Source organism: Aquincola agrisoli, assembly GCF_036621135.1.
GTDB lineage: Bacteria > Pseudomonadota > Gammaproteobacteria > Burkholderiales > Burkholderiaceae_C > Aquincola > Aquincola agrisoli.
Genome location: NZ_JAZIBG010000048.1, coordinates 1 through 25,836 on the forward strand (window position 1 = coordinate 1; position 25,836 = coordinate 25,836).

The 25,836-nt window shown below is 68.5% G+C and carries 27 protein-coding genes and 1 pseudogene; 16 read left to right on the forward strand and 12 right to left on the reverse strand.

Annotated features, from left to right (window positions below):
• Positions 1 to 325: hypothetical protein (locus V4F39_RS21870; RefSeq protein WP_332292111.1), on the reverse strand; the 325-nt coding region annotated here is incomplete at its 3' end.
• A gap of 116 nt (positions 326 to 441) precedes the next feature.
• On the opposite strand from V4F39_RS21870, the gene V4F39_RS21875 reads away from it, so the two are divergent.
• Positions 442 to 1,743 carry a M28 family peptidase gene (locus tag V4F39_RS21875; RefSeq protein ID WP_332292112.1) on the forward strand — a complete coding sequence of 434 codons (1,302 nt, stop codon included), beginning with the start codon at positions 442 to 444 and terminating at the stop codon, positions 1,741 to 1,743.
• 83 nt (positions 1,744 to 1,826) lie between these two features.
• On the opposite strand, the gene V4F39_RS21880 is transcribed toward V4F39_RS21875, so the two are convergent.
• The 7 genes from V4F39_RS21880 to V4F39_RS21910 all read right to left on the reverse strand — a co-directional run bounded on the left by V4F39_RS21880 (position 1,827) and on the right by V4F39_RS21910 (position 8,383).
• On the reverse strand, positions 1,827 to 3,107 hold the full coding sequence (locus V4F39_RS21880) for a TRAP transporter large permease subunit (RefSeq protein ID WP_332292113.1): 1,281 nt from the start codon (positions 3,105 to 3,107) through the stop codon (positions 1,827 to 1,829).
• A gap of 1 nt (position 3,108) precedes the next feature.
• A complete protein-coding gene (locus tag V4F39_RS21885) occupies positions 3,109 to 3,711 on the reverse strand; it encodes a TRAP transporter small permease (RefSeq protein WP_378235093.1) in 603 nt (200 codons plus the stop codon).
• Between the two features lie 11 nt (positions 3,712 to 3,722).
• On the reverse strand, positions 3,723 to 4,631 hold the full coding sequence (locus V4F39_RS21890; protein ID WP_332292115.1) for an NAD(P)-dependent oxidoreductase: 909 nt from the start codon (positions 4,629 to 4,631) through the stop codon (positions 3,723 to 3,725).
• The gene (locus V4F39_RS21895) at positions 4,628 to 5,680 is read right to left on the reverse strand and encodes a TRAP transporter substrate-binding protein (RefSeq protein WP_332292116.1); all 1,053 of its coding nucleotides are present in this window, start codon (positions 5,678 to 5,680) and stop codon (positions 4,628 to 4,630) included. The genes V4F39_RS21890 and V4F39_RS21895 overlap by 4 nt, the downstream gene beginning before the upstream one ends.
• Before the next feature lie 44 nt (positions 5,681 to 5,724).
• Positions 5,725 to 6,708, reverse strand: a complete 984-nt coding sequence (locus V4F39_RS21900) for a tripartite tricarboxylate transporter substrate-binding protein (protein WP_332292118.1) — start codon at positions 6,706 to 6,708, stop codon at positions 5,725 to 5,727.
• Between the two features lie 197 nt (positions 6,709 to 6,905).
• The gene (locus V4F39_RS21905; RefSeq protein ID WP_332292119.1) at positions 6,906 to 7,700 is read right to left on the reverse strand and encodes an enoyl-CoA hydratase/isomerase family protein; all 795 of its coding nucleotides are present in this window, start codon (positions 7,698 to 7,700) and stop codon (positions 6,906 to 6,908) included.
• On the reverse strand, positions 7,700 to 8,383 hold the full coding sequence (locus tag V4F39_RS21910; RefSeq protein ID WP_332292120.1) for a GntR family transcriptional regulator: 684 nt from the start codon (positions 8,381 to 8,383) through the stop codon (positions 7,700 to 7,702). The genes V4F39_RS21905 and V4F39_RS21910 overlap by 1 nt, the downstream gene beginning before the upstream one ends.
• A gap of 144 nt (positions 8,384 to 8,527) precedes the next feature.
• Between V4F39_RS21910 and V4F39_RS21915 the strand changes: the two genes are divergently transcribed.
• The 13 genes from V4F39_RS21915 to V4F39_RS21975 all read left to right on the forward strand — a co-directional run bounded on the left by V4F39_RS21915 (position 8,528) and on the right by V4F39_RS21975 (position 21,346).
• Entirely contained in the window at positions 8,528 to 9,991 is a 1,464-nt protein-coding gene (locus V4F39_RS21915; protein ID WP_332292121.1) for an NAD-dependent succinate-semialdehyde dehydrogenase, read from the forward strand.
• A 32-nt stretch (positions 9,992 to 10,023) separates the two neighbouring features.
• A complete protein-coding gene (locus V4F39_RS21920; protein ID WP_332292122.1) occupies positions 10,024 to 10,833 on the forward strand; it encodes an HpcH/HpaI aldolase family protein in 810 nt (269 codons plus the stop codon).
• A 31-nt stretch (positions 10,834 to 10,864) separates the two neighbouring features.
• Positions 10,865 to 12,046, forward strand: coding sequence for an acyl-CoA dehydrogenase family protein (locus tag V4F39_RS21925; RefSeq protein WP_332292123.1), 1,182 nt, complete (start codon positions 10,865 to 10,867; stop codon positions 12,044 to 12,046).
• A gap of 8 nt (positions 12,047 to 12,054) precedes the next feature.
• Complete coding sequence (locus V4F39_RS21930; RefSeq protein WP_332292124.1) at positions 12,055 to 13,824, forward strand: FAD-binding protein; 1,770 nt, start codon at positions 12,055 to 12,057, stop codon at positions 13,822 to 13,824.
• A gap of 31 nt (positions 13,825 to 13,855) precedes the next feature.
• A complete protein-coding gene (locus tag V4F39_RS21935) occupies positions 13,856 to 15,118 on the forward strand; it encodes a CaiB/BaiF CoA transferase family protein (protein WP_332292126.1) in 1,263 nt (420 codons plus the stop codon).
• 5 nt (positions 15,119 to 15,123) lie between these two features.
• Positions 15,124 to 16,785 carry a GMC family oxidoreductase gene (locus V4F39_RS21940; protein ID WP_332292127.1) on the forward strand — a complete coding sequence of 554 codons (1,662 nt, stop codon included), beginning with the start codon at positions 15,124 to 15,126 and terminating at the stop codon, positions 16,783 to 16,785.
• Positions 16,782 to 17,681 (forward strand): AEC family transporter, encoded by a 900-nt coding sequence (locus tag V4F39_RS21945; protein WP_332292128.1) that lies wholly within the window; start codon positions 16,782 to 16,784, stop codon positions 17,679 to 17,681. The genes V4F39_RS21940 and V4F39_RS21945 overlap by 4 nt, the downstream gene beginning before the upstream one ends.
• A gap of 14 nt (positions 17,682 to 17,695) precedes the next feature.
• Positions 17,696 to 18,712, forward strand: a complete 1,017-nt coding sequence (locus V4F39_RS21950) for a 2-hydroxyacid dehydrogenase (protein WP_332292129.1) — start codon at positions 17,696 to 17,698, stop codon at positions 18,710 to 18,712.
• An 11-nt stretch (positions 18,713 to 18,723) separates the two neighbouring features.
• A complete protein-coding gene (locus V4F39_RS21955; protein WP_332292130.1) occupies positions 18,724 to 19,473 on the forward strand; it encodes an electron transfer flavoprotein subunit beta/FixA family protein in 750 nt (249 codons plus the stop codon).
• Positions 19,474 to 19,489: 16 nt separating this feature from the next.
• Positions 19,490 to 20,428: an electron transfer flavoprotein subunit alpha/FixB family protein gene (locus V4F39_RS21960; RefSeq protein ID WP_332292131.1), complete on the forward strand. Its 939-nt coding sequence runs from the start codon at positions 19,490 to 19,492 to the stop codon at positions 20,426 to 20,428.
• 144 nt (positions 20,429 to 20,572) lie between these two features.
• The gene (locus tag V4F39_RS21965; RefSeq protein ID WP_332292132.1) at positions 20,573 to 21,136 is read left to right on the forward strand and encodes a nitroreductase family protein; all 564 of its coding nucleotides are present in this window, start codon (positions 20,573 to 20,575) and stop codon (positions 21,134 to 21,136) included.
• Positions 21,063 to 21,215 (forward strand): nitroreductase family protein, encoded by a 153-nt coding sequence (locus V4F39_RS21970; RefSeq protein WP_332292133.1) that lies wholly within the window; start codon positions 21,063 to 21,065, stop codon positions 21,213 to 21,215. The genes V4F39_RS21965 and V4F39_RS21970 overlap by 74 nt, the downstream gene beginning before the upstream one ends.
• 5 nt (positions 21,216 to 21,220) lie before the next feature.
• Positions 21,221 to 21,346, forward strand: coding sequence for a hypothetical protein (locus V4F39_RS21975; protein ID WP_332292134.1), 126 nt, complete (start codon positions 21,221 to 21,223; stop codon positions 21,344 to 21,346).
• Between the two features lie 51 nt (positions 21,347 to 21,397).
• Here V4F39_RS21975 and V4F39_RS21980 read toward each other — a convergent pair.
• Positions 21,398 to 21,553: pseudogene (locus V4F39_RS21980) on the reverse strand (IS3 family transposase); the annotation flags it as partial.
• Positions 21,554 to 21,780: 227 nt separating this feature from the next.
• On the opposite strand from V4F39_RS21980, the gene V4F39_RS21985 reads away from it, so the two are divergent.
• The gene (locus V4F39_RS21985) at positions 21,781 to 22,575 is read left to right on the forward strand and encodes a transporter substrate-binding domain-containing protein (RefSeq protein ID WP_332292135.1); all 795 of its coding nucleotides are present in this window, start codon (positions 21,781 to 21,783) and stop codon (positions 22,573 to 22,575) included.
• A gap of 90 nt (positions 22,576 to 22,665) precedes the next feature.
• On the forward strand, positions 22,666 to 23,325 hold the full coding sequence (locus V4F39_RS21990) for an amino acid ABC transporter permease (RefSeq protein ID WP_332292136.1): 660 nt from the start codon (positions 22,666 to 22,668) through the stop codon (positions 23,323 to 23,325).
• Between the two features lie 14 nt (positions 23,326 to 23,339).
• Here the strand turns inward: V4F39_RS21990 and V4F39_RS21995 are convergent, their stop codons facing one another.
• From V4F39_RS21995 to V4F39_RS22005, 3 genes are all read right to left on the reverse strand, one after another.
• A complete protein-coding gene (locus tag V4F39_RS21995; protein WP_378235094.1) occupies positions 23,340 to 23,597 on the reverse strand; it encodes a YeeE/YedE thiosulfate transporter family protein in 258 nt (85 codons plus the stop codon).
• Positions 23,598 to 23,970: 373 nt separating this feature from the next.
• The gene (locus tag V4F39_RS22000; RefSeq protein WP_332292137.1) at positions 23,971 to 24,666 is read right to left on the reverse strand and encodes a PEP-CTERM sorting domain-containing protein; all 696 of its coding nucleotides are present in this window, start codon (positions 24,664 to 24,666) and stop codon (positions 23,971 to 23,973) included.
• 192 nt (positions 24,667 to 24,858) lie between these two features.
• Positions 24,859 to 25,755, reverse strand: coding sequence for a LysR family transcriptional regulator (locus V4F39_RS22005; protein ID WP_332292138.1), 897 nt, complete (start codon positions 25,753 to 25,755; stop codon positions 24,859 to 24,861).
• Between the last annotated feature and the right edge of the window lie 81 nt (positions 25,756 to 25,836).

Here is a 25,836-nt window from a genome sequence, read left to right on the forward strand (position 1 = left end):
GCGGCTTGCCGCGCCATAAAGCCCCAGCGATGCGGTTTCGTAGCCGTTGAAGCCCTGCTTGAACGTCGTCGCGGCAGCGGCGCTGGCCATGGAGGGTACGCCGGTCGGGTCGATGTCGACCGGCACCGTCCACGCCGCGGATCTGGCGGGTGTAGGTCCCGGAGCGCGTGGGCAGGTATTCGCCCACGAAGTTGTTGCCCATGATGAGCTGCATCCGGTTGTTGAGCTCGAGCATGTGGCCGCCGGTGACGGTCAACAACGGGTCGGTGGTCTGCCGCACAAACGGCGCCGCGGTGCCGGCCCCGCCCATCGCCCAGGCGAGCATGCCCGGCAGGCTGGTTCGCGCGCGGCATGTGTTCAGGGACGCCGAGCGCACTAAGATTCGGCCCCCGTCATCGACTGCGGCGATCGATCCTTGTGAAGGGCGAGCCGGAACCCTTCATGAACTTGCAAATTGTTCGGGGCGGCATGGCTTCGATGCTGTGCGCCGTGCTGCTGTGCGGCCTACCGGGGTGCGCGACGAGAGAGGCCACGAGGCCCGCCTGCCCCGACCCTGCAGAGATCGCGGCCGGCTTCACGGAGCCGCTGGCGACGGTCCGCTACCTGGCGGACGATGCGCTGGAAGGACGGATGTCCGGGTCCGACGGAGAGCACTGCGCGGGCGAGTTCATCGCGGCACGCATGGCATCGATCGGGCTGCGCGGTGCGGGCGAGGGCGGCTCGTATTTCCAGCAGGTCCCGCTGGCATCGGCGCTGCAGCCGCACGCGCCACCGGGAACCGGGCGCAACGTGGTCGGGCTGCTGGAGGGGAGCGATCCATCGCTGAAGCACGAGATCATCGTGGTCGGCGCGCACCACGACCACCTCGGGTGGGGCGCGTTCAGTTCGCTCGACAACACACGTGCCGTCCACAACGGCGCGGACGACAACGCCTCGGGCATCTCCGCCATGCTGCGCGTGGCGGCCCTGCTCGCGCAGGGGCAGCGGCCGGCGCGTTCGGTGCTCTTCACGGCGTTCACCGGCGAGGAACTCGGGCTGCTGGGCTCGGCGTACTTCGTGCACGCGCTCACGATCCCGCTGCGCGATGCGCGCGCGATGATCAACATGGACATGGTCGGGCGCCTGGGCGATGGCGAACTGATCGTGTACGGCGTCGGGACGGCGCGGGAGTGGCAGGCCCTGTTGAAGCACCAGGCCGGCGCCGCCGGCATCCGGTTGGCGGAACATCCCGAGGGCTACGGCTTCAGCGATCACACATCGTTCTACACGCAGGGCATGCCCGTGCTCCACCTGTTCACGAACGTGCATGCCGACTACCACAAGCCCACCGACGACTGGCAGAAGATCGACGCGGCAAGCATCGACAAGGTGGCCACGATGGTGGCCGGCCTCGCCCGCACGCTCGGCGAGCCGGCAGCGCGGCTCACGTTCGTGCCGGGCGAGGAGAAGCCGGCGCGCATGTTGGACGACGGCACGCGGGCGTACCTGGGGACGGTGCCCGACTTCTCCCCGGTGCCGCGCGGCGTGCTGCTCAGCGGCGTCACGCCGGGCTCGCCGGGTGACCGCGCGGGCATGCGGCGCGGCGACATCCTCGTCCGCCTGGGCGGGCAGGATGTCCGGGATCTGCAGGGCTTCACCAACGCTTTGCAGGCGCACCGCCCAGGCGACGAGGTCGATCTGGGCGTGCTGAGGCAGGGTCAAGAAATCACCCTGCGCGCCGTGCTGGGTCGGCGGGGCGGTTGAGCCACCGACGCGCCCTTGCTGCGCTACGGCTGGCTGGCGCTGGCCACCGGGGCACGCTGCCGGCACCACGCCGGGTGCGGTGGTCATCCTCCAAGGAAGCGCGCCGGCACGATGACCAGGGCGGGAAACAGCACCATCAGGAACATCATCAGGAACTCGGCGGCCGCGAACGGCAGCACGCCGACCATGATGCGGTCCATCTTCATGCGCGCGACGCCTGCGACGACGTTCAGCACGACGCCGACCGGGGGGGTGATCAGCCCGATCGAGTTGTTGATGATGAAAAGAACCCCGAAGTAGATCGGATCGATGCCCGCGGCCTTGACGATCGGCATCAGCACGGGCGTCAGGATCAGGATCGTGGGGGTCATGTCCATGGCCGTGCCCACGATCATCACCAAGAACATGATGAGCACCATGAGCAGCATGGGGTTGGAGATCAGCGGCTCCAGCAGATCGACCAGCATCGTCGGCAGGTCCGCGATCGTGATCAGCCAGGCGGACACCATCGCGGCGGCCACCAGGAACATCACCACGGCGCTGGTCTTCGCTGCCGTGACGAAGAGCCCGTAGAACTGCCGCGGCTTCAATTCGCGGTACACGACCGTGGCGACGAAGAGCGCGTAGACCGCCGCCACCACGGCGGCTTCCGTCGGCGTGAAGACGCCGAACCGCAGCCCCACCAGGATGATGAGCGGCAGCATCAGGGCCCACGTCGCCTCCCGCAGGGCGGCGGCAACCTCGCGCGCCGATTTCCGCGGGGGCGGAACGATCTTCTCCTTCCGGGCCAGCCACCACCAGGTGAACCAGAGCGAGGCACCGATGAGGAGGCCGGGAAAGATGCCCGCGAGAAAGAGCTTGGAGATCGAGACGTTGGCGGTAACGCCGAAGATCACGAAGCCGATGGACGGGGGGATGATGGGCCCGATCACGCCGGAAGCCGCGATCAGGCCGCCCGATCTCGCCTTGTCATGGCCCGCCGCGACCATCATCGGGATGAGCAATGCGGACAGTGCCGCGGCGTCCGCCACCGCCGAGCCGGACAGCGCCGACAGCAGGCATGCGGACACGATGGCCACGTAGCCCAGCCCGCCCCTGACGTGCCCGACCAGCGTCAAGGCCAGGTTGACGATGCGCCGCGACAGGCCGCCCTGGTTCATCGCCTCGCCCGCCAGCATGAAGAAGGGCACGGCGAGCAGCGGGAAACTGTCGGCGCCGTTGATCACGTTCTGCGCCAGGATTTGGGCATCGAACAAGTCGAGGTGCCACATCAATGCGACGCCGCACAGCAGCAGCGAGTACGCGATGGGCACGCCGATGGCCATGCAGCCGAGCAGCGCGCCGAGGAAGATGGCGATGGTCATGTCAGCGCTCGCGCGGGTTCAGGTTCGTGTCGGGTGTGCCCGGTGCGCGGGCCGCGTCACCATGGGCCAGCTCGGCGTTGATGCGGTCGATCTCGGCCTGTTCCTCGGATTCATGGACCATCACCAGCTCTTCGTCACGAAGCCGGCCGCTCGCGACGCGCCACAGGTCGTGGAAGAGGAACACCGCCGTCGACACCGCGAAGACCACGCCGACGGCGTAGAAGATGGCGACCGAAGCGCCTGTGGTGGGCGCTCCCACTTCGAGGTTGATCACCGTCTGCTGCCAGCTTCCCGTCAGCAGGAGCCATGTCGCATACAGCATCAGCAGGTGCGAGACAACCAGACAGAGCTTCTTGCCCGCGCGAGGCAGCTTGCCGACGAGCATGTCAGTGCCGAGATGACCATGCTCGCGAACGGCGACGATCGCGCCGAGGAACGTCATCCACACGAAGAGCCAGCGCGAGACCTCTTCGGACACCGTGATGCCCGAGTTGAAGCCGTACCGGAGCACGACGTTCCCGAACACCATGAGGACCATGATGGCCAACATCACCGCCATGAGGCCTTCCAGGCCTCTGCAATACCAACCGAAGATTCTCGACACCGCTGCCTCCACTATCCAGGCCGTCGAGGCCCGTAGAGCCTCGCGATCGACACCGTTTCCTGTTCCCCCGCGCCGCCGTCGACGTACTGGCGATAGCGTTCCCGGGCCAGCGCCAGCATGGGCAGGGCGAGGCCCGCGGCGCAGCTCGCGCGATCCACGGCGTCGAGGTCTTTCAACATCTGCGCCGCCCTGCCGGTGGGCGGATCGAATTCCTCCGCCACCATCCGGGGCCACGCGCGCTGCAGCGCAGCGGAATCCGCCATGCCGCCTGCGAGACAACCAGGCACCGCCTCGACCGGGAGGCCGAGTTCACGTGCCAGCGCCAGGGCCTCGGCCACCAGGACGAATGTGCCGCCCACCAGGGCCTGGTTGACGACCTTCATCGCTTGTCCGGTGCCCACGGGGCCCAGCCGGGTCACGCGCGACGCGACGGCGTCCAGCACGTGCTGGACGCGGTCGATGGCCGCGTCCTCGCCACCGACCATCACCGTGAGGCCCCCGACGGCGGCGGCGGCCGGCCCGCCCGACACGGGTGCGTCGATCCAGGTGAACCCGAGCGCCGCGGCGCGCCGGGCGATGGCGACGGTCTCTTCGGGGTCGACCGTCGAGAAGTCCAGGATGGGCTTGCCGTTGGCCGGCGCGGCGGACAAGCCGTCAGGGCCGAAGACCACGTCGCGGACGGCGTTGCCGTCGAGGACGCACAGGCACAGGATGTCGGCGCGCTCGGCCACCTCGCGGGGCGTGGCTGCGATCGAGCCGCCCGCGTGCGCCAGCGCGTCCAGGCGATGCGGCTCCCTGTTCCAGCCCACCAGCTCGAAGCCCTTCGCGCGCAGCCGCAGCGCCAGCGCCAGGCCCAGCAGGCCCAGTCCGACGAAGCCGATGACCCGAGGCCGGGGCGTGAGGGGCGGCGCGTCGGTCATGGCCGAGGGGACGAAGTCGCGGCGCGTGCCTTGGCGATCTGGTCGCGCAGATCCGCGACGAGGGCGGCGTTGACATCGGCCGCGAACTTGTCCGAGACGGGCCGCACCTTCTGATGCATGCGCTCGATCTCGGCGGGCGCCAGCTCGTTGACCTTGACGCCGGCAGCCTCGATCACCGCCTGGGCCTTGGCCTCCGCATCACGCGAGAACTGCCGCTGATACGGCTTGGCCTCGTTGGCCGCCTCCAGGAGGATCTTGCGATCGGCCTCGCTGAGCTTGTCCCACGAGCGCTTGCTGCCGACCACCAGCAACGGGTTGTAGGTGTGGCGCGTGATCGAGAGGAACTTCTGGGCCTCGTGCAGGCGCGAGCCGACGATCGAGGTCAGCGGATTCTCCTGGCCGTCCACCGCGCGGCTTTCCAGCGCGCCGTACAGCTCGGGGAACGACAGGGGCACGGGGTTCGCGCCGAGCGCACGCATCATGTCGATGTAGATCGGGATCTGCTGCACCCGGACCTTCAGGCCCTGGAAGTCCTCGACCGTCGCGATCGGCTTCTTGCTGTTGGTGAAGTTGCGGAAGCCGTGGTCCCAGAAACTCAGCCCCACCAGGCCCTTGCCGGGCAGGATGTCCATCAGCTTCGTGCCGAAGGGACCGTCGAGCACCGCATCGGCCTCCGTCGCGCTGCGGAACATGAATGGCAGGTCGAACAGCCCGAATTCCTTGCTGACACCGGCCAACGAGCCCGGCACCATGACGGAGAGGTCGATCGTTCCTCCCTGCAGGGACGAAATCACCTGCATGTCGCTGCCCAGCGTGCCACCCGGGTACAGGCGAACCTGCAGCTTGCCGCCGCTCTTCTTGCTGACCAGTTCGGCGAAGCGCTCGGCACCGACGCCGTGCGGGTGCTCCTTGACGTTGACGAACGACAGGCGGAGGACTTTGGCGTCCTGCGCGTTCGCCGTCGAACCCAGCAGCATCGCCATGCCGATCAGGCCTGCGCCGAGGACACTGCCGAGCGGTCGGCAGAAGCTCTGAACCGTGAAGCTCATACGTTTGTCTCCAAGAATGATGGCGCTGTGCGCCGACTGCGAAATCAGCTACCGCTGGTATCGAACTTGATGCCCTGGCTTTGGACGACCGCCTTGAGCCGCTCCAGGGCCTTCTTGATCTCGGCCCCGAACTCCTGCGGCGTGGTGCTCACCGGCTCAGAGCCCGTCTGCGCCACGCGCGCTTGCACGTCCGGCTGTGCCATGACCTTCCTGGTCACCTGGTTGAGCTTGGCCTGGATATCGGCCGGGAGGTTGGCCGGTGCGACGAGGCCGTACCAGACGCTGTCGTTGATCGCGCCGAGGCCGAGTTCGGCATAGGTCGGCACGTCGGGCAGCGAGTCCAGGCGCTTGTTCCAGGCCACCGCGACCGGACGGGCACGTTTGCTCTGGATCGCCTGGATCGAGCCCGGCATGCTGTCGAAGAACAGCTCCAACTGGCCACCGATCAGGTCGGTCAGCGCCGGGCCGGAGCCCCGGTACGGCACATGCGTCAACTGGGCGCCGATCAGCGAAGAGAACATCGCGCCGGTCAGGTGGTGGACGCCGCAGGTCCCGCCGGTGGCGTAGCGGACGCCGCCTGGCGGCTGCTTGGCGATGTAGGCCTTCAGTTCAGCGAAGTTGCTTGCCGGCACATCGACGTTCATCACCAGCACGTTGGGGGTCCGGGCCAGGTTGCTGATCGGCGTGAAGTCCTGGACGGGGTCGTAGCCGCCCTTCGGGTTGCACGCCACGTTGGCCGCGTGGGTCCCGACCGTCGCGAGCCCCAGGGTGTAGCCGTCGGCCGGCGCCTTGGCCACGGCCAGGGCACCGACGGCGCCGCCCGCGCCGGCCCGGTTCTCGACGACGACGGTTTGCCCGAGCTCCCTGCTGGCCGCGTCGGCCCACACCCGCGCCAGGATGTCCGTGGCACCGCCGGGCGCGAAGCCGACCACGAGGCGGATGGGCTTGCTGGGGTAGGGCTGGGCCACCGAGCCGACGGCCACGCCCGCCAGAAGGCATGCGGCGGCGAATCTTTTGATGAGCGACATGTCGGGCGTCTCCTGTAGTGCGTGCTTTGACGAAGCAAGTGTCATCCATCGATTCGCAAGTGTCAACAAATAGAATTCAAGTGCCGACTCTTTGAAGAACGTTGTAGGACTAAAAAATAGCGGACACGAACGACCGGAGCGCCGCTGGCGCTCTTTTGCATCGACAGGAGCGGATGAGGGGGTCTACGCCAGGTCGATCAGGCCTGCTGCCACTGCGGCGGGCGCTTCTCAAAAAACGCCTGGTAGCCCTCCCGGGCTGCCGGCGTTTGGTAGGCCTGAACGAAACATTCAGCCTCGTACTGGAGATGGCTGCGGAAGCGGGCGCGGAAGTCCCGGTCCACGAGCGTCGTGAGCGTCCGGATGGACGAGCCGGGCTGGCTCGCCCACTGCAGCGCCAGCGCCTGCGTCCGCGCCTCGAGCGCGTCGTCCTCCACCACCTCGTCGATCACGCCCAGCGCGCAGGCGGTCGAGGCATCCAGCGTCTCGCCGGTGTACAGCAGCCGCTTCGACAGGGCAGGCCGCACCTGGCGAGACAGCAGCAGGCATCCGCCCGTGCCGGGCCAGGCGCCGCGGTTCACCTCCGGCAGCGCCAGCTTGGCGCTGCGAGCAGCGATGCGGTAGGTGCACCCGAGCGCCAGCTCCAGCCCCCCACCCATGCAGGCGCCGTGGATCGACGCGATCGTGGGCACGTCCAGTTCGACCAGCGCCAGGATCATGCGGTGCGCGTTCTCGACGTGCGCGCGTGCCACCAGCGGATCGAAGCGCAGGGCGAACTCCCGCAGGTCGGCCCCCGCGCAGAAGCTGCGCGGGCCGCTGCCGAACACCAGGCAACGGATGGCCCGGTCGGACTGGGTCGCGAGGAAGACGTCGCCCAGCTCGCGCCGGACGTCCTGGTTCAGCACGCCGAGGGGCGGGTTGTCGATCACCACGCGCCGGATCGCCGTTGCGGGATCGTCCCGCACCACCAGTGCAGACCAGGAAGGCGGGGCCATCAAGACACCGACAGCGTGCGGGTGACGGTATCGAGCATCCGCTGCTTGCCCGTCAGGATGTGCGATTCGAAACACTCGGCGGCTTCGACGACCTTGCCGGAGCAGACGGCCTCGACGAGCCGGGTGTGCTCGGCATGCGACAACTGCATCTGGGCCATCGTGTAGACCCCCTTGCGGATGTAGAGGCTCAGCTCGGTCTCGATCGTCTCGTTGAACTCGATCAGGCGCGGGTTCTTGGTGATGGCCATCAGAAGGTCGTGGAAGGCCTTGTTCAAGCGGTGGTACGCGGCGCCGTCGCGCGCGTTGAGCGCATCGCCCATCTGGCGCATCAGGTCCAGCAGGCCGGTTTCCTCGTCCGGTTCCAGGCGGGTCGCCACGAGCCTTCCGGCGGTCCGGGCGATGCCCGCCCGGACGTCATAGAGATCCAGCGCCGCCTCGAGCGACACCTTGCGCACCTCCGCACCGCGATTCGGGACGATCCGCACGAGGCCGGTGCGCTCGAGCCCGCGCAGGGCTTCCCGCGCGGAGTTCCGGCCCACGCCGAGTTCCGTGGCGAGCGCGTTCTCGTTGACACGTTCGCCCGGCTTGAGAACGCCGTCCTTGATCATCTGGCGCACGCGATCCTGGATCTCGTCGAGCCGGGTGGTGATCACTTCTGCATCTCGAGTGGCGACTTTGCTCATGGCACGAGGTGAAACCTTGGGAGGTGGCCAGTCTACACGACGTGTGCGCGACATGTCTTCAAGTGCAAACAAATAATAGATGTTTGTTGACACTTCAGCGCTTCCGACCTGACAATGTGTTCGTCGAAGCACAGAGCCACCCACATGGAACTTCAAGACCACTATTCGTCGCACGGCCAGTTCATCGGTGGCACCTGGCTGCCCGGAGAACAGGGCAGCGTGGAGATGCTGAATCCGGCCACCGAGGGCGTGCTGGGGGCGGTGAAGCCGGCCAGCGCGGCGCAGGTGCGGGCAGCCATCGATGCCGCCTACTGCGGGCGCGGCGCCGTCCGGGCCCTCACGGCGTGGGAGCGGTCTGCGCTGCTGAGGCGGGCCGCGGCGCTGATCCTCGAGCGCTCCGAGTCGCTCGGGCGGCTGGTCGCGCTCGAGACGGGCAAGCCGATCCGCCAGGCCGTGGGCGAGGCGAAGGCCTCCGCCGAGTCGATCGACTGGTTCGCGGACGAGGCGCGGCGCATCTTCGGGCAGAGCTACGAGAGCCGCGTCAAGGGCGACCGCTACCTGGTGCACATGGAGCCGCTGGGTGTGGTGGCCGCCTTCGTGCCCTGGAACTTCCCGCTGCTGCTGCTCGCCCGCAAGATGGCGCCGGCGCTGGCCGCCGGCAACACGCTCGTCATCCGCCCGTCCAGTGAAGCGGCGGGGGCGACGATGGCCCTGGTCAAGTGCTTCCAGGACGCGGGCTTTCCGCCGGGCTCGATCAACCTCGTCATCGGGCGGCCGGCCGACGTCACTCCCGCCATCATGGACGACGCCCGTGTGGCCAAGGTCAGCTTCACCGGGTCGGTGCCCGTGGGACGGCAGATCGTCGCGCAGTCCGCGGCCACGCTGAAGCGTGTGAGCATGGAACTCGGCGGACACGCGCCGGTGATCGTGCACGCCGACGCGGACATCGACGCCTTCGCGAAGCTGGCTGCACAGGGCAAGTTCCGCAATGCCGGGCAGGTCTGCGCCTCCCCGACCCGGTTCTACGTCCACGAATCCATCGCGGCGAAGGTCGAGGAGAAGCTCGCCGAGGCGACGCGCGCCCTGACGGTCGGGTCGCCTCTGGACGACGTCACCGACCTGGGCCCCCTGACCACCGCCCGGCGGCGCGAGGCGATCGAGAAGATGGTCGACGAGGCCGTCAGCACGGGCGCCCGCGTGATCACCGGCGGAACGCGGCCGCAGGGCCTCGACCGAGGCTACTTCTACGCCCCGACGTGGCTGACGCAGCTCCAGCCGAGTGCCAGTGTCTTGAACGAAGAGCCGTTCGGGCCGATCGGGACGATCGCGCCGTTCGCCACGCTCGACGAAGTGATCGCCGAAGCGAACCGGCTGCCCTTCGCGCTGGCGGCTTACGTCTTCACCCGGTCGCTGGCCAAGACCCACGCCACCGTGGACCGGCTCGAGGCCGGGGTGATCGGCGTCAACACTTTTGTCGCTTCCACGGCCGAGACGCCATTCGGCGGGTCGAAGGACAGCGGCTACGGTCGCGAGGGCGGTCCCCACGCCATCCGCGACTACCTCGACTCCAAGTTCATCAACGTCGCGATGCCGGCTGAAGCCGAGTAAGACGCGCTGCTTCGCTCAAAGGGCCACCTTCCATGAAAGTCATCGCCAACCACGCCAAGGCTCGCCTGCAGCAGGGAGAACTCGCACTCGGCATGGGGCTGCGCCAAGCGCGGACCGTCGACATTGCGCAGATCGCCCAGAGCTGCGATTTCGACTGGCTCTTCATCGACATGGAGCACAACTCCATGAGCGTCGACACCGCCGCGCAGATCTGCCAGGCCGCGCTCGCCGTGGGCGTCACGCCGATGATCCGCGTGCCCGCCCACGAAGCGTTCCACAGCACCCGCTTGCTGGACACCGGCGCCCAGGGCATCGTGATTCCCCACGTGAGCACGGTGGAGCAGGCCCGCGCGGTCGTGGCGTTCTGCCGCTTCACGCCGCTCGGCCATCGTTCGATCCCGGGGATGCTGCCGCAGACCCGCTTCATGCCGCTGCCGGTGCCCGAGACCGTGGCGCTGATCAATGCGGAAACCCTGGTGGTGGCCATGATCGAGACCATCGAGGGGCGGGACAACGTCGACGAGATCGCGGCCGTGCCGGGCATCGACGCGCTGCTGGTAGGTTGCACCGACATGGCGGCCGAGCTCGGCGTGCCGGGCCAGTTGGGGCACCCTTCCGTCAAGGCCACGCTCGACGCGGTGTTCGCCGCCTGCCGGCGTCACGGCAAGTTCTGCGGCGTCGGCGGCGTCTACGACGAAGCGCTGATGGCAGAGTACGTCGGCAAGGGCGCACGTTTGATCCTCAGCGGATCGGACCTGGCGTTCCTCGTGGCCGGCGCCCGCAGCCGGTCCTCGATGCTTCGCAGCATCGCCCTGACGGACCGGTTGGCCACTGTCGGCTGATCCGCGCTGAACCGCACTGGACCCCAGAACCATGAATCCTGCCTACACCCTGGCGCTGCTCGAACGAAACGACCTGCGGCCCTATCTCTCCGACGAGCAGTTCGAGTTTCGTCGCAGCATCCATCGTGTCCTCTCCAAGCACGCCAGCCCCGAGTACATCGGCAAGTGCGACGAGGAGAAGCGTTTCCCCCAGGCGCTGATCGACGTCGGCGTGGAGCAGGGGTGGTTCGCGCTGACCCTGCCGGAAGCCTACGGCGGCATCGGCGACTACATGGACATGACCGCGTTCCTCGAGATCGCCGCGTACTACAGCGTGGCGCTGAGCCGGTTCTGGAACGCGAACATCAACATGGTCGGCGGCGCCGTCGCCCGATTCGCCAGCGAGGAGATCAAGTCCGACGTCCTGCCGGCGCTGAGCCAGGGGCAGGGCTGGCTGGCTTTTGCGCTCAGCGAGAACGGCTCCGGATCGGACGCCGCCTCCCTGACCACCCGCGGCGTGGCCGACGGCGACGACTTCGTCATCGACGGCACCAAGATGTGGATCACCGGTGCCCTGCAGGCCAAGTACATCCTGACCGCAGTCCGGACCGACAAGGAGGCGAAGAAGCACAACGGCATCAGCCTGTTCCTGGTGCCGACCGATGCGCCCGGCCTGGAGATCCGTCCCATCGACCTGCTGGGCGGCAGCGCGATCCGCACCTGTGAAGTCAACTACGTCGGCGTGCGTGTTCCCAGGCGCCTGATGGTCGGCGAGCTGCACATGGGCTGGAAGCGCCTGACCGCCGTGCTGGCCAAGGAGCGGGTGGCGCTGGCGGCCATGTGCGCCGGTGCCGCCCAGGCGGCCGTCGACCTGGCGCGCTGGTATGCCCTGGACCGCAAGCAGTTCGGCCAGCCGATCTTCGACTTCCAGGCGGTCTCGCACATGCTGGTCGACATGCAGACGCAGGTCGATGCGGCGCGCATGATGGCCTACCGCGCGGCGAAGCTGCTCGTCGACGGCCACCCGTGCGACGCCGAGTCGTCGCAGGCCAAGTACTTCGCCTCCGACGTGTACGTCAAGGTGGCCACCGACGGCCTACAGATCATGGGCGCCAACGGGTACGCCATGGAGTACGCGATGCAGCGCCACTACCGCGAATCGAAGCTCTTCCAGATCTTCGGCGGCACCAACCAGATCCAGCGCAACATCGTCGCGCGCGCCCTCAAGTCATGAGCAGTCACATGATCAACAAGTTCGTCGAACAACTCCAGGCGCTCGGTCTCGATGTCGAGCAGCTCGAAACGGACGTCGCCATCGTCGGCGGCGGCGGCGCCGCATCACGTGCTGCGCTGTCGGCCAGGCTCACCGGTGCCGAGGTTCTGGTGCTGTCCAAGGCCCCGCTGGGCACCGGGGGCAGCACGGTCCACGGTGCGAGCGAGATCATGAGCATGGGCGCCTCCGGCTACGGCGACGTGGCCGATGGCCCCGAGGTCCACTACCGCGACACGATGGCTGCCGCCAGCGGGTTCATCGACCGGGACCTGGTGCGTGTGCTGGCGGAAGACGCGCCGAAGCGCATTGCGGATCTGATCGAGTACGGCGTGGCCTTCGACCGCCTTTCGGCGGACAAGCAGGTGGCCGGCCGATCGACCGACTACAAGCTGATCCAGAGCGACTTCGGCAGCTACGCGCGGGCGCTCGGCGTTTCCGGGAAGACGGGCAAGGCCTTCGTGGCGGCGCTGAACGCGCAGGCCCTCGAACGCGGCGTGAAGGTCAGGGCGCCCGCCGGCCTGGTCGATGTGCTGCTCGATCAACAAGGCCGCGCAGCCGGCGTGCTGGCGTTCGACTCGGCCGCGCGCCGCTGGCTGGTGGTCCGTGCCAAGGCGATCGTGCTCGGCACGGGCGGTGCGCACGGTCTCTTCTCGCAGCAGGTCTCGACCAGCGAGATGACCGGCGACGCGCAGGCCGTGATGTACCGGGCAGGTGCCGAGCTCGTCAACATGGAGTTCCACCAGTTCGGCCCCGCGCTGGTCCATCCCTACGTGCAGCTGTTCTCCAAGTCGTGTTTTGTGCTGCATCCGAAGCTGACCAACGGGCAAGGGCACGAATTCCTCGCCGACTACCTCCCCGAGGGCGTGACCGAAGCGGAAGTGATGGACGAGAAGGTCTTCCCGTTCACGGTCAGCAACGTCTCGCGGTACCTCGACATCGCCATCGCTGCCGAGATCGCGGCCGGGCGTGGCACCCCGCGGGGGACGATCCACCTGTCGCTGGCCCACGTGCCGCTCGACCGGATGGAAGCAACGATCCCGAACACGATGCGCTGGATGAAGGCCAACGGCGTGGATCCGACCACCGACCTGATGGACGTGGGCATCGCGTTCCAGTGCCTCAACGGCGGCGTCCGGATGGTCGACGCGGATGCACGGTCGACCCTCCCCGGCGTGCACGTGATCGGCGAGCTGTCCGGCGGTGTCCGCGGGCCGGATCGTCCGGGCGGCAACTCCCTCGCCGAAGGCCAGGTGTTCGGGCATCGTGCCGGCGACGCCGCCGGCCGCGCGGCGCTGGCCGGCGACCAGGCCTCGTCGGCGCTTGCCGTCGATGGGGTGGTCGACCGGCTGCGCCGGGCGCTGGCGCCGAATCCCGGCCTGCGGGCCGAGGAGAGCGCCCGGGCACTGCAAGCCGCGATGCAGCGCCACGCCCTCGTCGAGAAGAACGAGGCGGGCTTGACCGAGGCGCTGGCGCTGGCCAAGCGCATCGAGACCGACGTGACCGAGGCCGGCGGCGCCACGCCGGACACCTTGTCGTCGATCCTGACGCTGCAGAACATGGCGACCACGGCGTCGCTCATCCTGGAGGCCTGCCTCGCGCGCAAGGAGACACGCAGCGGCCACTTGCGGACCGACTACCCGGACAAGGACGACGCCCACTACGGACACGCCTTCGTCCAGACACGCGGCGAAGACGGGCGCAGCCGCTTCAGTCCGCTGGCCTATCCGGCCGCCGACTGAACCCACGCCGATACACCGGAGACAGATCATCATGCCTGAACAGACCTCGTCCCTGCCGCTGAGCGGCTACACCATTCTCGATCTGAGCGTCATGACGGCCGGGCCGGTCGGCACCATGCTGCTGGGCGACATGGGGGCCGACGTGATCAAGATCGAAGAACCCGGGAAGGGCGACCTGGCACGCGACCTGGGCAACCAGTTCGTGAACGGCGAGAGCGTCCAGTTCATGTCGCAGAACCGGAACAAGCGCAGCCTCCGGCTCGATCTGAAATCGCCGGAAGGCAAGGCCGTTTTCCTGCGCCTGGCCAAGACGGCGGACGTCATCGTCGAGAACTTCCGGCCCGGCACGGTGAACCGGCTCGGCATCGGCTACGAGGCGGTTCGCGCGGTGAACCCGGGGATCATCTATGCCAGCGCTTCGGCGTTCGGGCAGAGCGGCCCCTACGCGGGATGGCCTGCCAACGATCCGATCGTGCAGGCGGTCGCCGGCTTGATGGACATGACGGGCGAGGCCGAAGGCCTGCCGGTACGCCTCGGGGCCCCGCTGCCCGACTTCGGCGCGGCCGCGATGCTCGCGCTCGGCATCAGCACGGCCTTGCTGCACCGCGAGCGGACCGGCGTCGGCCAGGCCATCGACACCTCCTTGCTGGGGGCCGCCCTGTTCAGCACGATTCCGCGTGACGGCGAGACGATCCGCAGCGGGAAGTCGCCGTCCCGGCTCGGGAGCGGCCACCCGACGATGGTGCCCTACCGCAACTACGAAGGCTCCGACGGCAAGTTCTTCTTTGCCGCCTGCTTCACCGAGAAGTTCTGGACCAACCTCTGCCGCGTGCTGGGCCGCCCGGACCTGCTGGACGACGAGCGCTTCACCGACAACACGCAGCGCACCGCGAACCGGCACCTGCTGGACGCCATCCTCGAGGACGAGTTCGTCAAGCACCCCGCCGCCCATTGGGTGCACACGCTGTCGGAGGCCGACGTTCCTTGCGCCGCGGTGCAGGACTACCACACCGCGCTCACCACCGACCCGCAGATCAAGCACACGGGTGCGTTGCTCCACCTCGACCACCCGGTCGCCGGTGCCCTGACCAACCTGGCCAACCCGATCAACTTCCAGGCGACGCCGGTGTCGGTGCAGCGGCCGCCGCCGGTGCTGGGCCAGCACAGCGAGGAGGTCCTGCGCGAGTTCGGTTTCACGCCGGCCGAGATCGAAGGGCTGCTCGCACAGGGCACGGTCAAAGGCGCACGCGTGGCGGTGAAAGACGCTGCGTCCGCTGCAGCCGTGGCGGGGTGACCGGCATGGCGTCGTCCGAACCGGTCGAGCTGACCGACTACGTCATCGTGGGTGCAGGGACCGCAGGTTGCGTGCTCGCGAACCGCTTGTCCGCCGATGGCACGAGCCAGGTGCAACTGGTGGAAGCGGGCGGCCGGGACCGGCATCCCATGATCCACATCCCCGCCGGCTTCATGCGGCTCCTCGACCACCCGGAGATCACCTGGAGCTACAAGACGGCCCCCGGCGCGGAGACGGGCGGGCGCCAGATCCTGTTTCCGCGAGGGCGGGGGCTGGGCGGCTCGAGTTCGATCAACGGCCTGTTGTACGTCCGGCCGTTGCCGTCGGACATCGACGGCTGGGAGGCGCAGGGCGCGCAGGGCTGGTCCTACGAGAACTGCCTGCCCTACTACATCAAGTGCGAGACATGGCAGGACGGCGCCGACCCGCGCCGAGGGCATGACGGCCCCATCAAGGTGACGCGCGTGCTGGCCCCGCCGCCGGTGTGCGCGCAAGTGGTCAAGGCGGGGCAGGAGCTCGGGCTCGAGTTCCTCGATGACCCCAACGCCACCACGCGGGGCCCCTCGATCTGGTACTACCAGCAGACGCGGCAGGGTCGTGTGCGCTCCAGCGCCGCACGGGGCTACCTCTGGCCCGTGGCCGGCCGGCCGAACCTGGCGGTGCGGACCGGGCTGCAGGTCCTGCGCGTGCTGATCGAGGGCGAGGGCCCCGCGCGCAGGGCCGTGGGCATCGAGTGCCGTCATGCCGACGGCCGCGTGACCGTGATCAAGGCACGCAAGGAAGTGATCCTGAGCGCGGGTGTCATCGGGACGCCCCGGCTGCTCGAACTCAGCGGCGTCGGAGACCCCGACGTGCTCGACAACGCGGGGATTGCGACCCAGGTGGCGCTGCGTGGCGTCGGCAAGAACCTGCAGGATCACTACGTCACCCGGCTGTGCTTCCGCATCAAGGGCATAGCGACCGCCAACGAGCGTGCGCACGGGGCGGCGCTTGCCGGTGAAGTCGCGAAGTACGTGCTCTCCGGAAGCGGCATCCTGACCTACAGCGCGGCGGTGGTCGGCGTCTTTGCTTCCACCGGGCTGGCCGATCGTCCCGACATCCAGTGCGTGATCGCGCCGGGGAGCTTCAAGGAAGGCCGGATCGGCGAGCTCGAGGACCTGCCGGGCTTGTCGCTGGGCGTCTGGCAGATGCGGCCTGAAAGCCGCGGGTCGGTGCACATGACCTCCAAGGATCCGGGCAGCGCGCCGGTCATCGACCCGGCCTACCTCAGCCATGCCGTCGACCGGGCCACGGTGGTGGAAGGGCTGCGCATCGGACGGCGGCTGGCCGAGCAGCCTTCGCTGGCGCCCTACGTGGTCAACGAGACGCTGCCCGGCGCGCAGGCGGTGGCCGACGAGGCGCTGCTGAAATACGCACGCGACAACGGATCGACCGTCTACCACGGCGTCGGGACCTGCCGGATGGGGCCCGATGCCTCCGAGGGCTGCGTCGTCGACAGCGAGCTCCGCGTCCACGGCATCCAGGGCCTGCGCATCGTCGATGGCTCCATCATGCCGACGGTCACGTCGACCAACACCAATGCCACGGTCCTGATGATCGCGGAGCGCGCTGCCGACATGCTGCTGAACAAGGCGCCGCAGCGGACGGCCCAGGCGCATGCCGCATGACTGTCCAGGGCTTGGTTGCCGCTTACGCCCAGTTCGCCGCGCTGCTCCTGCCCGTCGTCTGTTGTGCCGGCATCGGTGCGTTCTGGGCCCGGCGAGGGACGGCCTACCCGGCTGACTTCGTCGCCCGCCTGGCGACGGTGGTCAGCACGCCGGCCCTGGTCTTCCACACGCTGGTGACGACGCACCTGGACAACGCGCAGCTCGGCGAGGTCGCGATCGCCACCGGGGTCGGGCTGGCCGTGTCGGCCGCCGTCAGTGCGGCGGCGCTGGCGGCCTTCAAGTGGCCGGTGCGCGCGTTCACGGCCGCGGCGACGTTTCCGAATGCGGGCAACCTCGGCTTGCCGATCGCCCACCTCGCCTTCGGCGACGTCGGCTTGACGATCGCGGTCGCGTTCTTCGCGATCAACTCGATGGTGCAGCACACCCTCGGCGTGTGGTTCACCAGCGGGGGAGGAAGGGAAGGGCACCGCTGGCCCAAGGGCGTGGCGATCGCTTGTCTCCTCGCCATCCTGGTCCGCTTGTCGGGCGTGCAGCTCCCCGCGCCGCTGCTGGAGTCGGCCCGGCTGGTCGGATCCCTGGCCGTGCCGCTGATGCTCGTGAGCCTCGGCCATGCGCTCCTGACGGCCTCGAGGGCGGGCCTCTGGCGGGGGGCCGTGCTCGGTGCCGTGCGCCTGATCGCCGGGCTCTCGGCGGGTGCGGTCGTCGTGTACTTCCTGCAAGTGCCGCCGCTGACGGCCAGCGTGGTGGCGCTGCAGCTGGCGATGCCGGTCGCCGTGGTCAGCGCGATCTACGTGCAGCGCTTCAGCGGCCAGGGCGACGTGGCCGCAGGCGCCGTGCTGGTCTCCACCCTCGTTTTTGTGGTTCTTTCACCCATCGTCATGCGCCTTGCCGCATGAAGGCTTCATCCCCCATGAGTACCCATTCCCTCCACGCGAGACCACGACTCCTGGCCACAGGTGTCCCCACCCCCGACGTGCTCGAGCGCGCGCAGCGGGAGTTCGATCTGAAGGTGTGGCGCGAGGGCGATGCCATCGGCGAGCGGCTGATCGACGAGGCCGCGGGCTTCGATGCCCTGCTGGTGATGCCCGGTGACAAGCTCGACGCGTCCATGATCCAGCGTCTTCCGGCGAGCGTGAAGGCCATCGCCACGCACTCCGTCGGGTTCGACCATGTCGATGTGTCGGCGGCGACACGGCGGGGGATCCCGGTCTTCAACACCCCCGACGTGCTGACCGAGGCCGTCGCGGACCTGGCCATGTTCCTCGTGCTCGCCGCGGCCCGGAACACGACGGGCGCGGAGGCCTCCCTGCGCGAGGGGCGGTGGGGGCGATGGGCCCCGAGCCACTACCTGGGCCGGTCGCTGAACGTCATGCGGCTGGGGATCTTCGGCATGGGCCGCATCGGGCAGGCAGTGGCCAGGCGGGCCGCGGCGTTCGGCATGGCGATCCATTACCACAACCGGTCGCGCCTGCCGGCCGAGCTGGAGAGGGGCGGGGCGTTCCACGAAACGCTGGAGGATCTCCTGCCGAGCAGCGACGTGCTGTGCGTGTGCGCGCCGTCGACCCCCGCGCTGCGGCACTCGCTGGACGCCCGGCGGCTCGCCTTGCTGCCCCGTGGGGCGATGGTCGTCAACATCGCGCGGGGCGAGCTGATCGACGAGTCGGCGTTGTTCGAAGCGGTCCATGCGGGCCAGGTCGGTGCCGTGGGCATCGACGTGTTCCAGCGGGAGCCGGCGATCGACCGGCGGTGGCTGGCGCTTCCCCACAGCACGCTGCTGCCCCACATCGGCAGCGCCACCCGGGAGGTGAGAAGCGCCATGGGCATGCTGGCACTCGACGGGCTTCGCTCGCACTTCACCGGCACGCGAGCGAGCAACCTCCTGAACCCCGCGGCGTACGACGTCGCATCGAGCCACGCAGTGTCGTGAAGGTGCTTTCCATGAAGATCCTGGTCGCAGTCAAGCGCGTCGTCGATTACAACGTGAAGGTCCGTGTGAAGGGCGACGGCACGGGGGTGGACACCGCCAACGTGAAGATGTCGATGAACCCGTTCGACGAGATCGCGGTGGAAGAGGCGGTGAGGCTGAAAGAGAAGGGCGGTGTGACGGAGATCGTCGCGGTGTCCTGCGGGGTCACGCAGTGCCAGGAGACGCTGCGCACCGCGATGGCGATCGGCGCGGACCGGGCGATCCTGGTCGAGACGCCCGAGGCGCTGGAGCCGCTGGGCGTGGCCAAGCTGCTGAAGGCGCTGGCCGACAAGGAGCAGCCCGCGCTCGTCATCCTCGGCAAGCAGGCGATCGACGACGACTGCAACCAGACCGGGCAGATGCTGGCCGCCCTGGCGGACTGGCCGCAGGCGACCTTCGCGAGCAAGGTCGAGCTGGCCGATGGCAAGGCGGTCGTCAGCCGCGAGGTCGACGGCGGCCTGGAGACGGTGGCGCTGCACCTGCCGGCCGTCGTGACGACGGACCTGCGGCTCAACGAGCCGCGCTACGTGACGCTGCCCAACATCATGAAGGCGAAGAAGAAGCCGCTGGAGGTGGTGACGCCGGCGGACCTCGGCGTGGACGTCGCGCCGCGGCTGAAGACCCTGAAGGTGGCGGAGCCGGCGAAGCGCCACGCAGGGGTGAAGGTGCCGGACGTGGCGACGCTCGTCACGAGGCTGAAGACCGAGGCCAAAGTCATCTGAGGAAGAACGGAACACCATGACCGCACTCGTTATCGCGGAGCACGACCACGCCCAGCTGAAGGGCGCCACGCTCCACACCGTCACCGCCGCGCTCGCCTGTGCGCCGGACGTGCACGTGCTCGTCGCCGGGCAGAACGCCGGCGAGGTCGCGCGCCAGGCCGCGGCCGTGCAAGGCGTCGCCAAGGTGCTGCACGCCGACAGCGCCGGCCTCGCCGAGGGGCTGGCCGAGAACGTCGCCGCCGTCGTGCTGCAGCTCGCCGGCGACTACAGCCACATCCTCTTCCCGGCGACGGCGGCCGGCAAGAACGCCGCGCCGCGCGTGGCCGCCAAGCTCGATGTCGCACAGATCAGCGACATCACGCAGGTCGATGCGCCCGATACCTTCGAGCGGCCGATCTACGCCGGCAACGCGATCGCGACGGTGCGAAGCGCCGACCGGGTCAAGGTCATCACCGTGCGCACCACCGGCTTCGATCCGGCAGCCGCCGAAGGCGGCAGGGCGCCGGTCGAGACGGTGGAGGTGCCGCCGGCGAGCGACCAGATCGCCTTCGTCGGCCGCGAGGTGACCCGCAGCGACCGGCCTGAGCTGACGGCGGCCAAGGTCATCGTCTCGGGCGGGCGGGCGCTCGGCAGCAGCGACCGGTTCAACGAGGTGCTGACCCCGCTGGCGGACAAGCTCGGCGCGGCGCTCGGCGCGAGCCGGGCGGCGGTGGACGCGGGCTACGCGCCCAACGACTGGCAGGTCGGGCAGACGGGCAAGATCGTCGCACCGCAGCTCTACATCGCGGCCGGCATCTCGGGTGCGATCCAGCACCTGGCGGGCATGAAGGATTCAAAGGTGATCGTCGCGATCAACAAGGATCCCGAGGCGCCGATCTTCGCGGTGGCGGACTATGGCCTCGAGGCGGACCTGTTCACGGCCGTGCCGGAGATGACGGCGGCGCTAGGCGGGTGAAGCCATCGAGACCGGTGGCCATGTTGGGCAGGTCAGTGCCGACCGCACGGTGTCGTGGTGCTGATCAGGATGGGCTTGAGGCTCATCAAAGCCACTGCGGCGCGTTGCGCCTAGGCTGCTTCTGATCGACCGGAGGTAGCGACGATGAACACGCTGACCAAGCTGGCCCTGGGCTTGATGGGCCACAACCCGCCGCGTCCGTCGGTGGGTGATGCGAAACAGACGCTCGCCTTGCCGCCGCCGCACCGCGAGGGCGGGTTGCCGTTGATGGAAGCGCTGGCGCGACGCCAGTCTTTGCGCGAGTTCGCGCCCACGGCGCTGGACGAGCAGACCTTGTCCGACCTGCTGTGGGCCGCCGCGGGCGTCAACCGCCCGGCGCTGGGTGGGCGCACCACACCGAGCGCGATGAACGCGCAGGAGGTGCTGCTCTACGCCGCCATGCCGCAAGGCCTGTACCTTTACGAGCCGGTGGCACACGAGCTGCAACTCCCCGAGACCAGCGACGTACGCCGTGTCACCGGCTACCAGGACTTCGTCGACGACGCGGCACTGGACCTCGTCTATGTCGGCGACCATGGGCGCATGGACATGGTGCCGGCGGCGCACCGCGTACGCTTGCGCAGCCGCGGGCGCAATGGCGCAGAACGTCTACCTGTTCTGCGCCTCGGTCGGGTTGGCGACGGTGGTGCGCGCGTGGTTCGACCGTGATGCGCTGACCAAGGCGATGGGCCTGGGCAACGACCAACAACTTTTGCTGGCGCAGACCGTGGGCCGTAGGAAGGTCTGAGCGTCATGCCTTGGGACGAGGCGAACTTCCCGGCTTCGATGCGGCACCTCGGCGCTGCGGCGCGCGCCAAGGCCAAGGAGTGGGCGCAGGGCCACGGCCTGCCTGTGCGCGACGACGACCGCCCCTTCTAGTTCCGACCTGCGTGGTTGAACGCTTGCTCATCCGTTCGGCAGGCCAGCGCCGCGCACGCAGCGGCGCAGCGTCTCGGCCGTGCAGGCGATCTTGGCCGCAATAGACTTGATGGCAGCGCACTGCGAGTCGTGCCGGCCTTGCGCCTCGGCGATCATCCGCACCGCCCGCTCCTGGACCTCGGGCGAAAACTTCACTGACTTCTTCATGGCTCCATCCTCTCAAAGGGTGGAGCCTCCTCAAAAAACCCGGGGCGGTTCAACTACGAATGGACCTCCTAGCGGAAGGTCAGGCTGCGGCGGCTGGTGCAGATCGTTTCGGCAATGGTGGATGAGACCGCGGGCCGGGCCGCTGCGATGAAGGACAGTTACTTTCCTTCCTTGTTCAGGGCACCTTTTAGCGCTAACGTGCATGCCCCCCAGAAAACTGCCTCTGTATGAAGAACACCCAGACCTCGATTCTCCTGCTGCTTGGTGCCGTCGCCGCGAGTGCAGCCACCAGCGCGCAGGCCGCCGACCTGCTCGACTCCGTCAAGTCCCGAGGCACGCTGCGCGTGGCGGTCGAAGGCACCTACCCGCCATTCAACTACAAGGACAAGGGCGAACTGGCCGGCTTTGACGTCGACGTGGCGAAGCTCGTCGCGCAGAAGCTCGGCGTGAAGGCCGAGTTCGTGACGGTCGAATGGAGCGGCATCCTGGCCGGGCTGGCCGCGGGCAAGTACGACGTGATCGTCAACCAGGTCGGCGTGACCGCCAAGCGCCAGGAAACCTTCGACTTCACGGTGCCCTACGTCTATTCGGCGCCGCAGCTCATCGTGCGCAAGGACGAGAAGCGCGAATGGAAGAGCCTGGAAGCACTGAGGGGCCACAAGCTCGGCGTGGGGCAGGGCAGCAACTTCGAGCAGAAGGCCAAGGCCACCGCCGGGGTCGAGGTGCGCAGCTACCCCGGCGCACCGGAATACCTGGCCGACCTCGCGGCCGGGCGCGTGGATGCCGCGCTGAACGACAGCCTGATGGCGGCCTACCTGGTGAAGAATTCACCGTTGCCGATCCGCGTGGGCGCGGTGGTCGGCGAGGCCGACAAGAACGCCATCCCGCTGGTCAAGGGCAATCCGCAACTGAAGGCCGCGCTCGACAAGGCCTTGGAAGACGCCTTCAGGGACGGGACCTTCAAGGCGGTGTCGGTCAAGTGGTTCGGCACCGACGTGAGCAAGCCGCCCGCGCAGCGCTGAAGCGCCGCCGCCCGGCCCTTGGGGCGCCTGCAACGAGAATCCCCGCCGAGCGGGGATTCTGCTTTTCTGCTTCGCCTCGGGTGACGAGCCATGAACCTTCTTGATCTGTTGAACGACGCGCTGCCGGTGCTGCTGCGCGGCACGGGCTACACGCTGCTGTTCGCCGTCGCCGCCATGCTGGGCGGCACGCTGCTGGGCTTTCCGCTCGCCATCGCGCGCATCGTGCCCTGGCCGTGGCTGCAACGCCTGGCCGCAGCCTACGTCAGCATGATGCGCGGCACCCCGCTGCTGGTGCAGGTGTTCCTCATCTACTACGGGCTTCCGAGCGTCGGCATCGAGTTCTCACCCGTGGCGGCCGGCACGCTCGCGCTGAGCCTGAACGCCGCGGCCTACCTGTCCGAAGCGCTGCGGGGCGCGCTGTTGGGCGTGACGGCGGGGCAGTGGTCGGCCGGATACAGCCTGGGCCTCACCTACCCGCAGACGTTGCGCTTCGTCGTGCTGCCGCAGGCCCTGCGCACCGCGGTGCCCGGCATGAGCAACACGCTGATCAGCCTGATCAAGGACACCTCTCTCGTGTCGGTGATCACCGTCACCGAGCTGATGCTGGCAGCCAAGGAGGTGATCGCGATCACCTTCCGGCCGCTGCCCATCTACCTGATGGCCGCGGCGATCTATTGGCTGCTGAGCTTTGCGTTCGAGCGGCTGCAGGCACGCGTGGAGCGGCGCCTGAACCAGGCGCACCGGGCGTAGGCTGCGCAGCCATGTCAGCGCCGGCGGGGCGCCCAACCGGCCTTCAGGCCGGCCCACACCGCCACCAGGGTCGACAGCCCGAAGACCCAGCCGGACACTGCGCCGGCCATGGTGCCCGACAGCAGGTTGCCCACGGTGCAGCCCAGTCCCGTCATCGCCCCCCAGCCGAGCAGCACGCCGCCGGCCAGGCCGCGCACGGCCTGTGCGGGGCGCGGCAAGCAGGGCTGGAACTGGCCTGACAGCAATACGACAGGAGCACGATATGGCTGCATGCGTGGACGCCAGCGAAGGGATGGGCCTGACGTCACTCGCCGCGCTGACAAGGCGATGTCGCAGAACACCGGCAACGGCACCGAGCCCACCCGCGTGGATGCGGAGCGCTGCTTTTGCGGATGTATGCGCCGGATGGCCGTGGGTTGCTGCCTTATGCAGCACTGCAACGGCGGTGCTACGAAAGACGCCAATCCGTCTGAAGCATCAACCGGTTTCACACAAGGTTATCCACACCCACTGTGGACAACCGAATTGTTACGGCGCGGCAGGGATGGCATGGTGTGGCTGTCCGAGGCCGCCGTTGGACTTCCAAGCCGAACCGGCGCCGGTAGCCCGCGAGGCTGGTGTGCGTCGACTGGGGTCGTTGCTCGATCATCCGGTGCGGCGTTGACGGCGCGTCGCGATCCCGACTGCAGCGAGGCCCAACGCCATCAGCGCATAGGTCGATGGCTCGGGTATTGCGGGCGCAATGCCGTAGGTGCCGACCGTGAATCCGTTCCAGTACTCGTTGGTGAGGCTGGTCCAGGTGATCGACGACACGGCGCCCGTGAAGCGGATGACGCCGTGCGGCTCACCCCCCGTGCTGTTGGCCTGGAACTGGCCGTTGCCGACGTCGACCTTCGTCAGGCCGCCGCAGCCCCAGTACCCGCAGCCCGTGCTGACGATCTCGAAGTCCTGGTCGAACTGGTAACCATTGCCGTTGAGGCTGACGACCGCGAAGAACAGGTTGTTCACCGGCTGCGAGAACGTGAGCGTCTTCGACGAGGCAGTAGACAGGGCGATCATCTCGGCCGCCGGCGGCCGGTTGTCGACGAGCGTGCTGGTGAAAGGTGCCGGCGTGCGCTGGACGAAGTAGTCGGTGAGGTTGCTGCCGCTGGGACCGGTCTGGATGAAGGCGACTTCGCCCGTGTAGCTGATGCTGACAGGGCCGTCAGCCGTCACGAACGTGCCGCCGGCCGAGCCGTTGGCGCCGGCCGTGCCGCTGAGCCAGTCGGCCCAATTGACCGTGTCGGCGAACGCCGAACCGGTGATCATCAGGAGGGCGGCGGAGAGAGCTTGACGGCGCATGATCGAACTCGGGTTACAGCAGATCGACCAGCGTAGGCGCGGCCTCTGCCGGTGTTGAGTCTGGTTCTAGGGGCGCGCGGCCCCCCGGTCCCGGGGGGCCGGCAAGGGTTTCGGAGCGTGACGCGATGGGGCAGTTCGATCTTCTTATTTACATAAGATTGATTGTCGATTCTGCATGCCCCCCATCCATGGTCAGCCTCGCAGCAGTTCCGTCGCCAACTGGCGCAGCCGCCCCGCGACCAGCCGTGCCGCCTTCGACAGTGGCCGGCGTCGGCCCAGGCTCAGCGAGATCGTCCGGACGATGCCGGGCCGCACGATGCGGGCGGCCGCCAACAGGCCGGCGTCGCGTTCGGCCTTGACGGCCATCAGCGGCAGCAGCGTGAAGGCATGGCCGCTCAGCGCCACATCCTTCATCGCGGTGCCGGTGTCCACCTCCATCACCACGTCGAGGGCGATCCGGTGCTTGCGCGACAACTGGTCGAGCGTGGCGCGCAGCCCGTTGGGCGTGGAAGGCAGCACCAGCGGCAGGCCCGCCAGCGCCCTGAACGGCACCGTGGGCGCCGCGCCCGCCAGGCCGTCGGGGCGGCCGATCAGGCAGGTCTCGACCGTGCCGAGCGCGTCCTCGCCGCGCAGTGAGGCGCCGTACCGGTTCACCACCGTCATGTCGAGCCGGCCGGAGGCCAGCGCCTCGTCCAGGTCGCCGCTGAACCCTTCCACCGCATGCAGCCGGACGTCGGGCGCCCGTGCCCGGATGTCGGCAAACAGCGCAGGCAGCAGCTCGCGTGACATCGACGGCAGCACCCCCACGTGCACCGTGCCGGTGAGCGTGCCGGCGGCCTCGCGCGCCGCGGCGTCCAGCCGCCCGAGCTGCTCGATCACCTGCTGCACCTCGGGCAGCATGCGCCGGCCGAAGTCGCTCAACACCATGCCCCGGCCGGTGCGGTCGAACAGCTTGCCGCCCCACTCGCTCTCCAGCATCGCGATCTGCCGGCTCACCAGCGAGGCGGCCGTGTCGCTGGCCACGGCCGCGCGCGCCAGGGATTGCAGCTCCGCCACTTGCACGAAGGTGCTCAGGTGCTTGAGGTTCATGCCTTCACTTTATTGGAAACCTGAAATCGTGTCTTGCGTCTTTCCGCAATCCTCGACCTTGCCTAACCTTCGTTCCAGCCC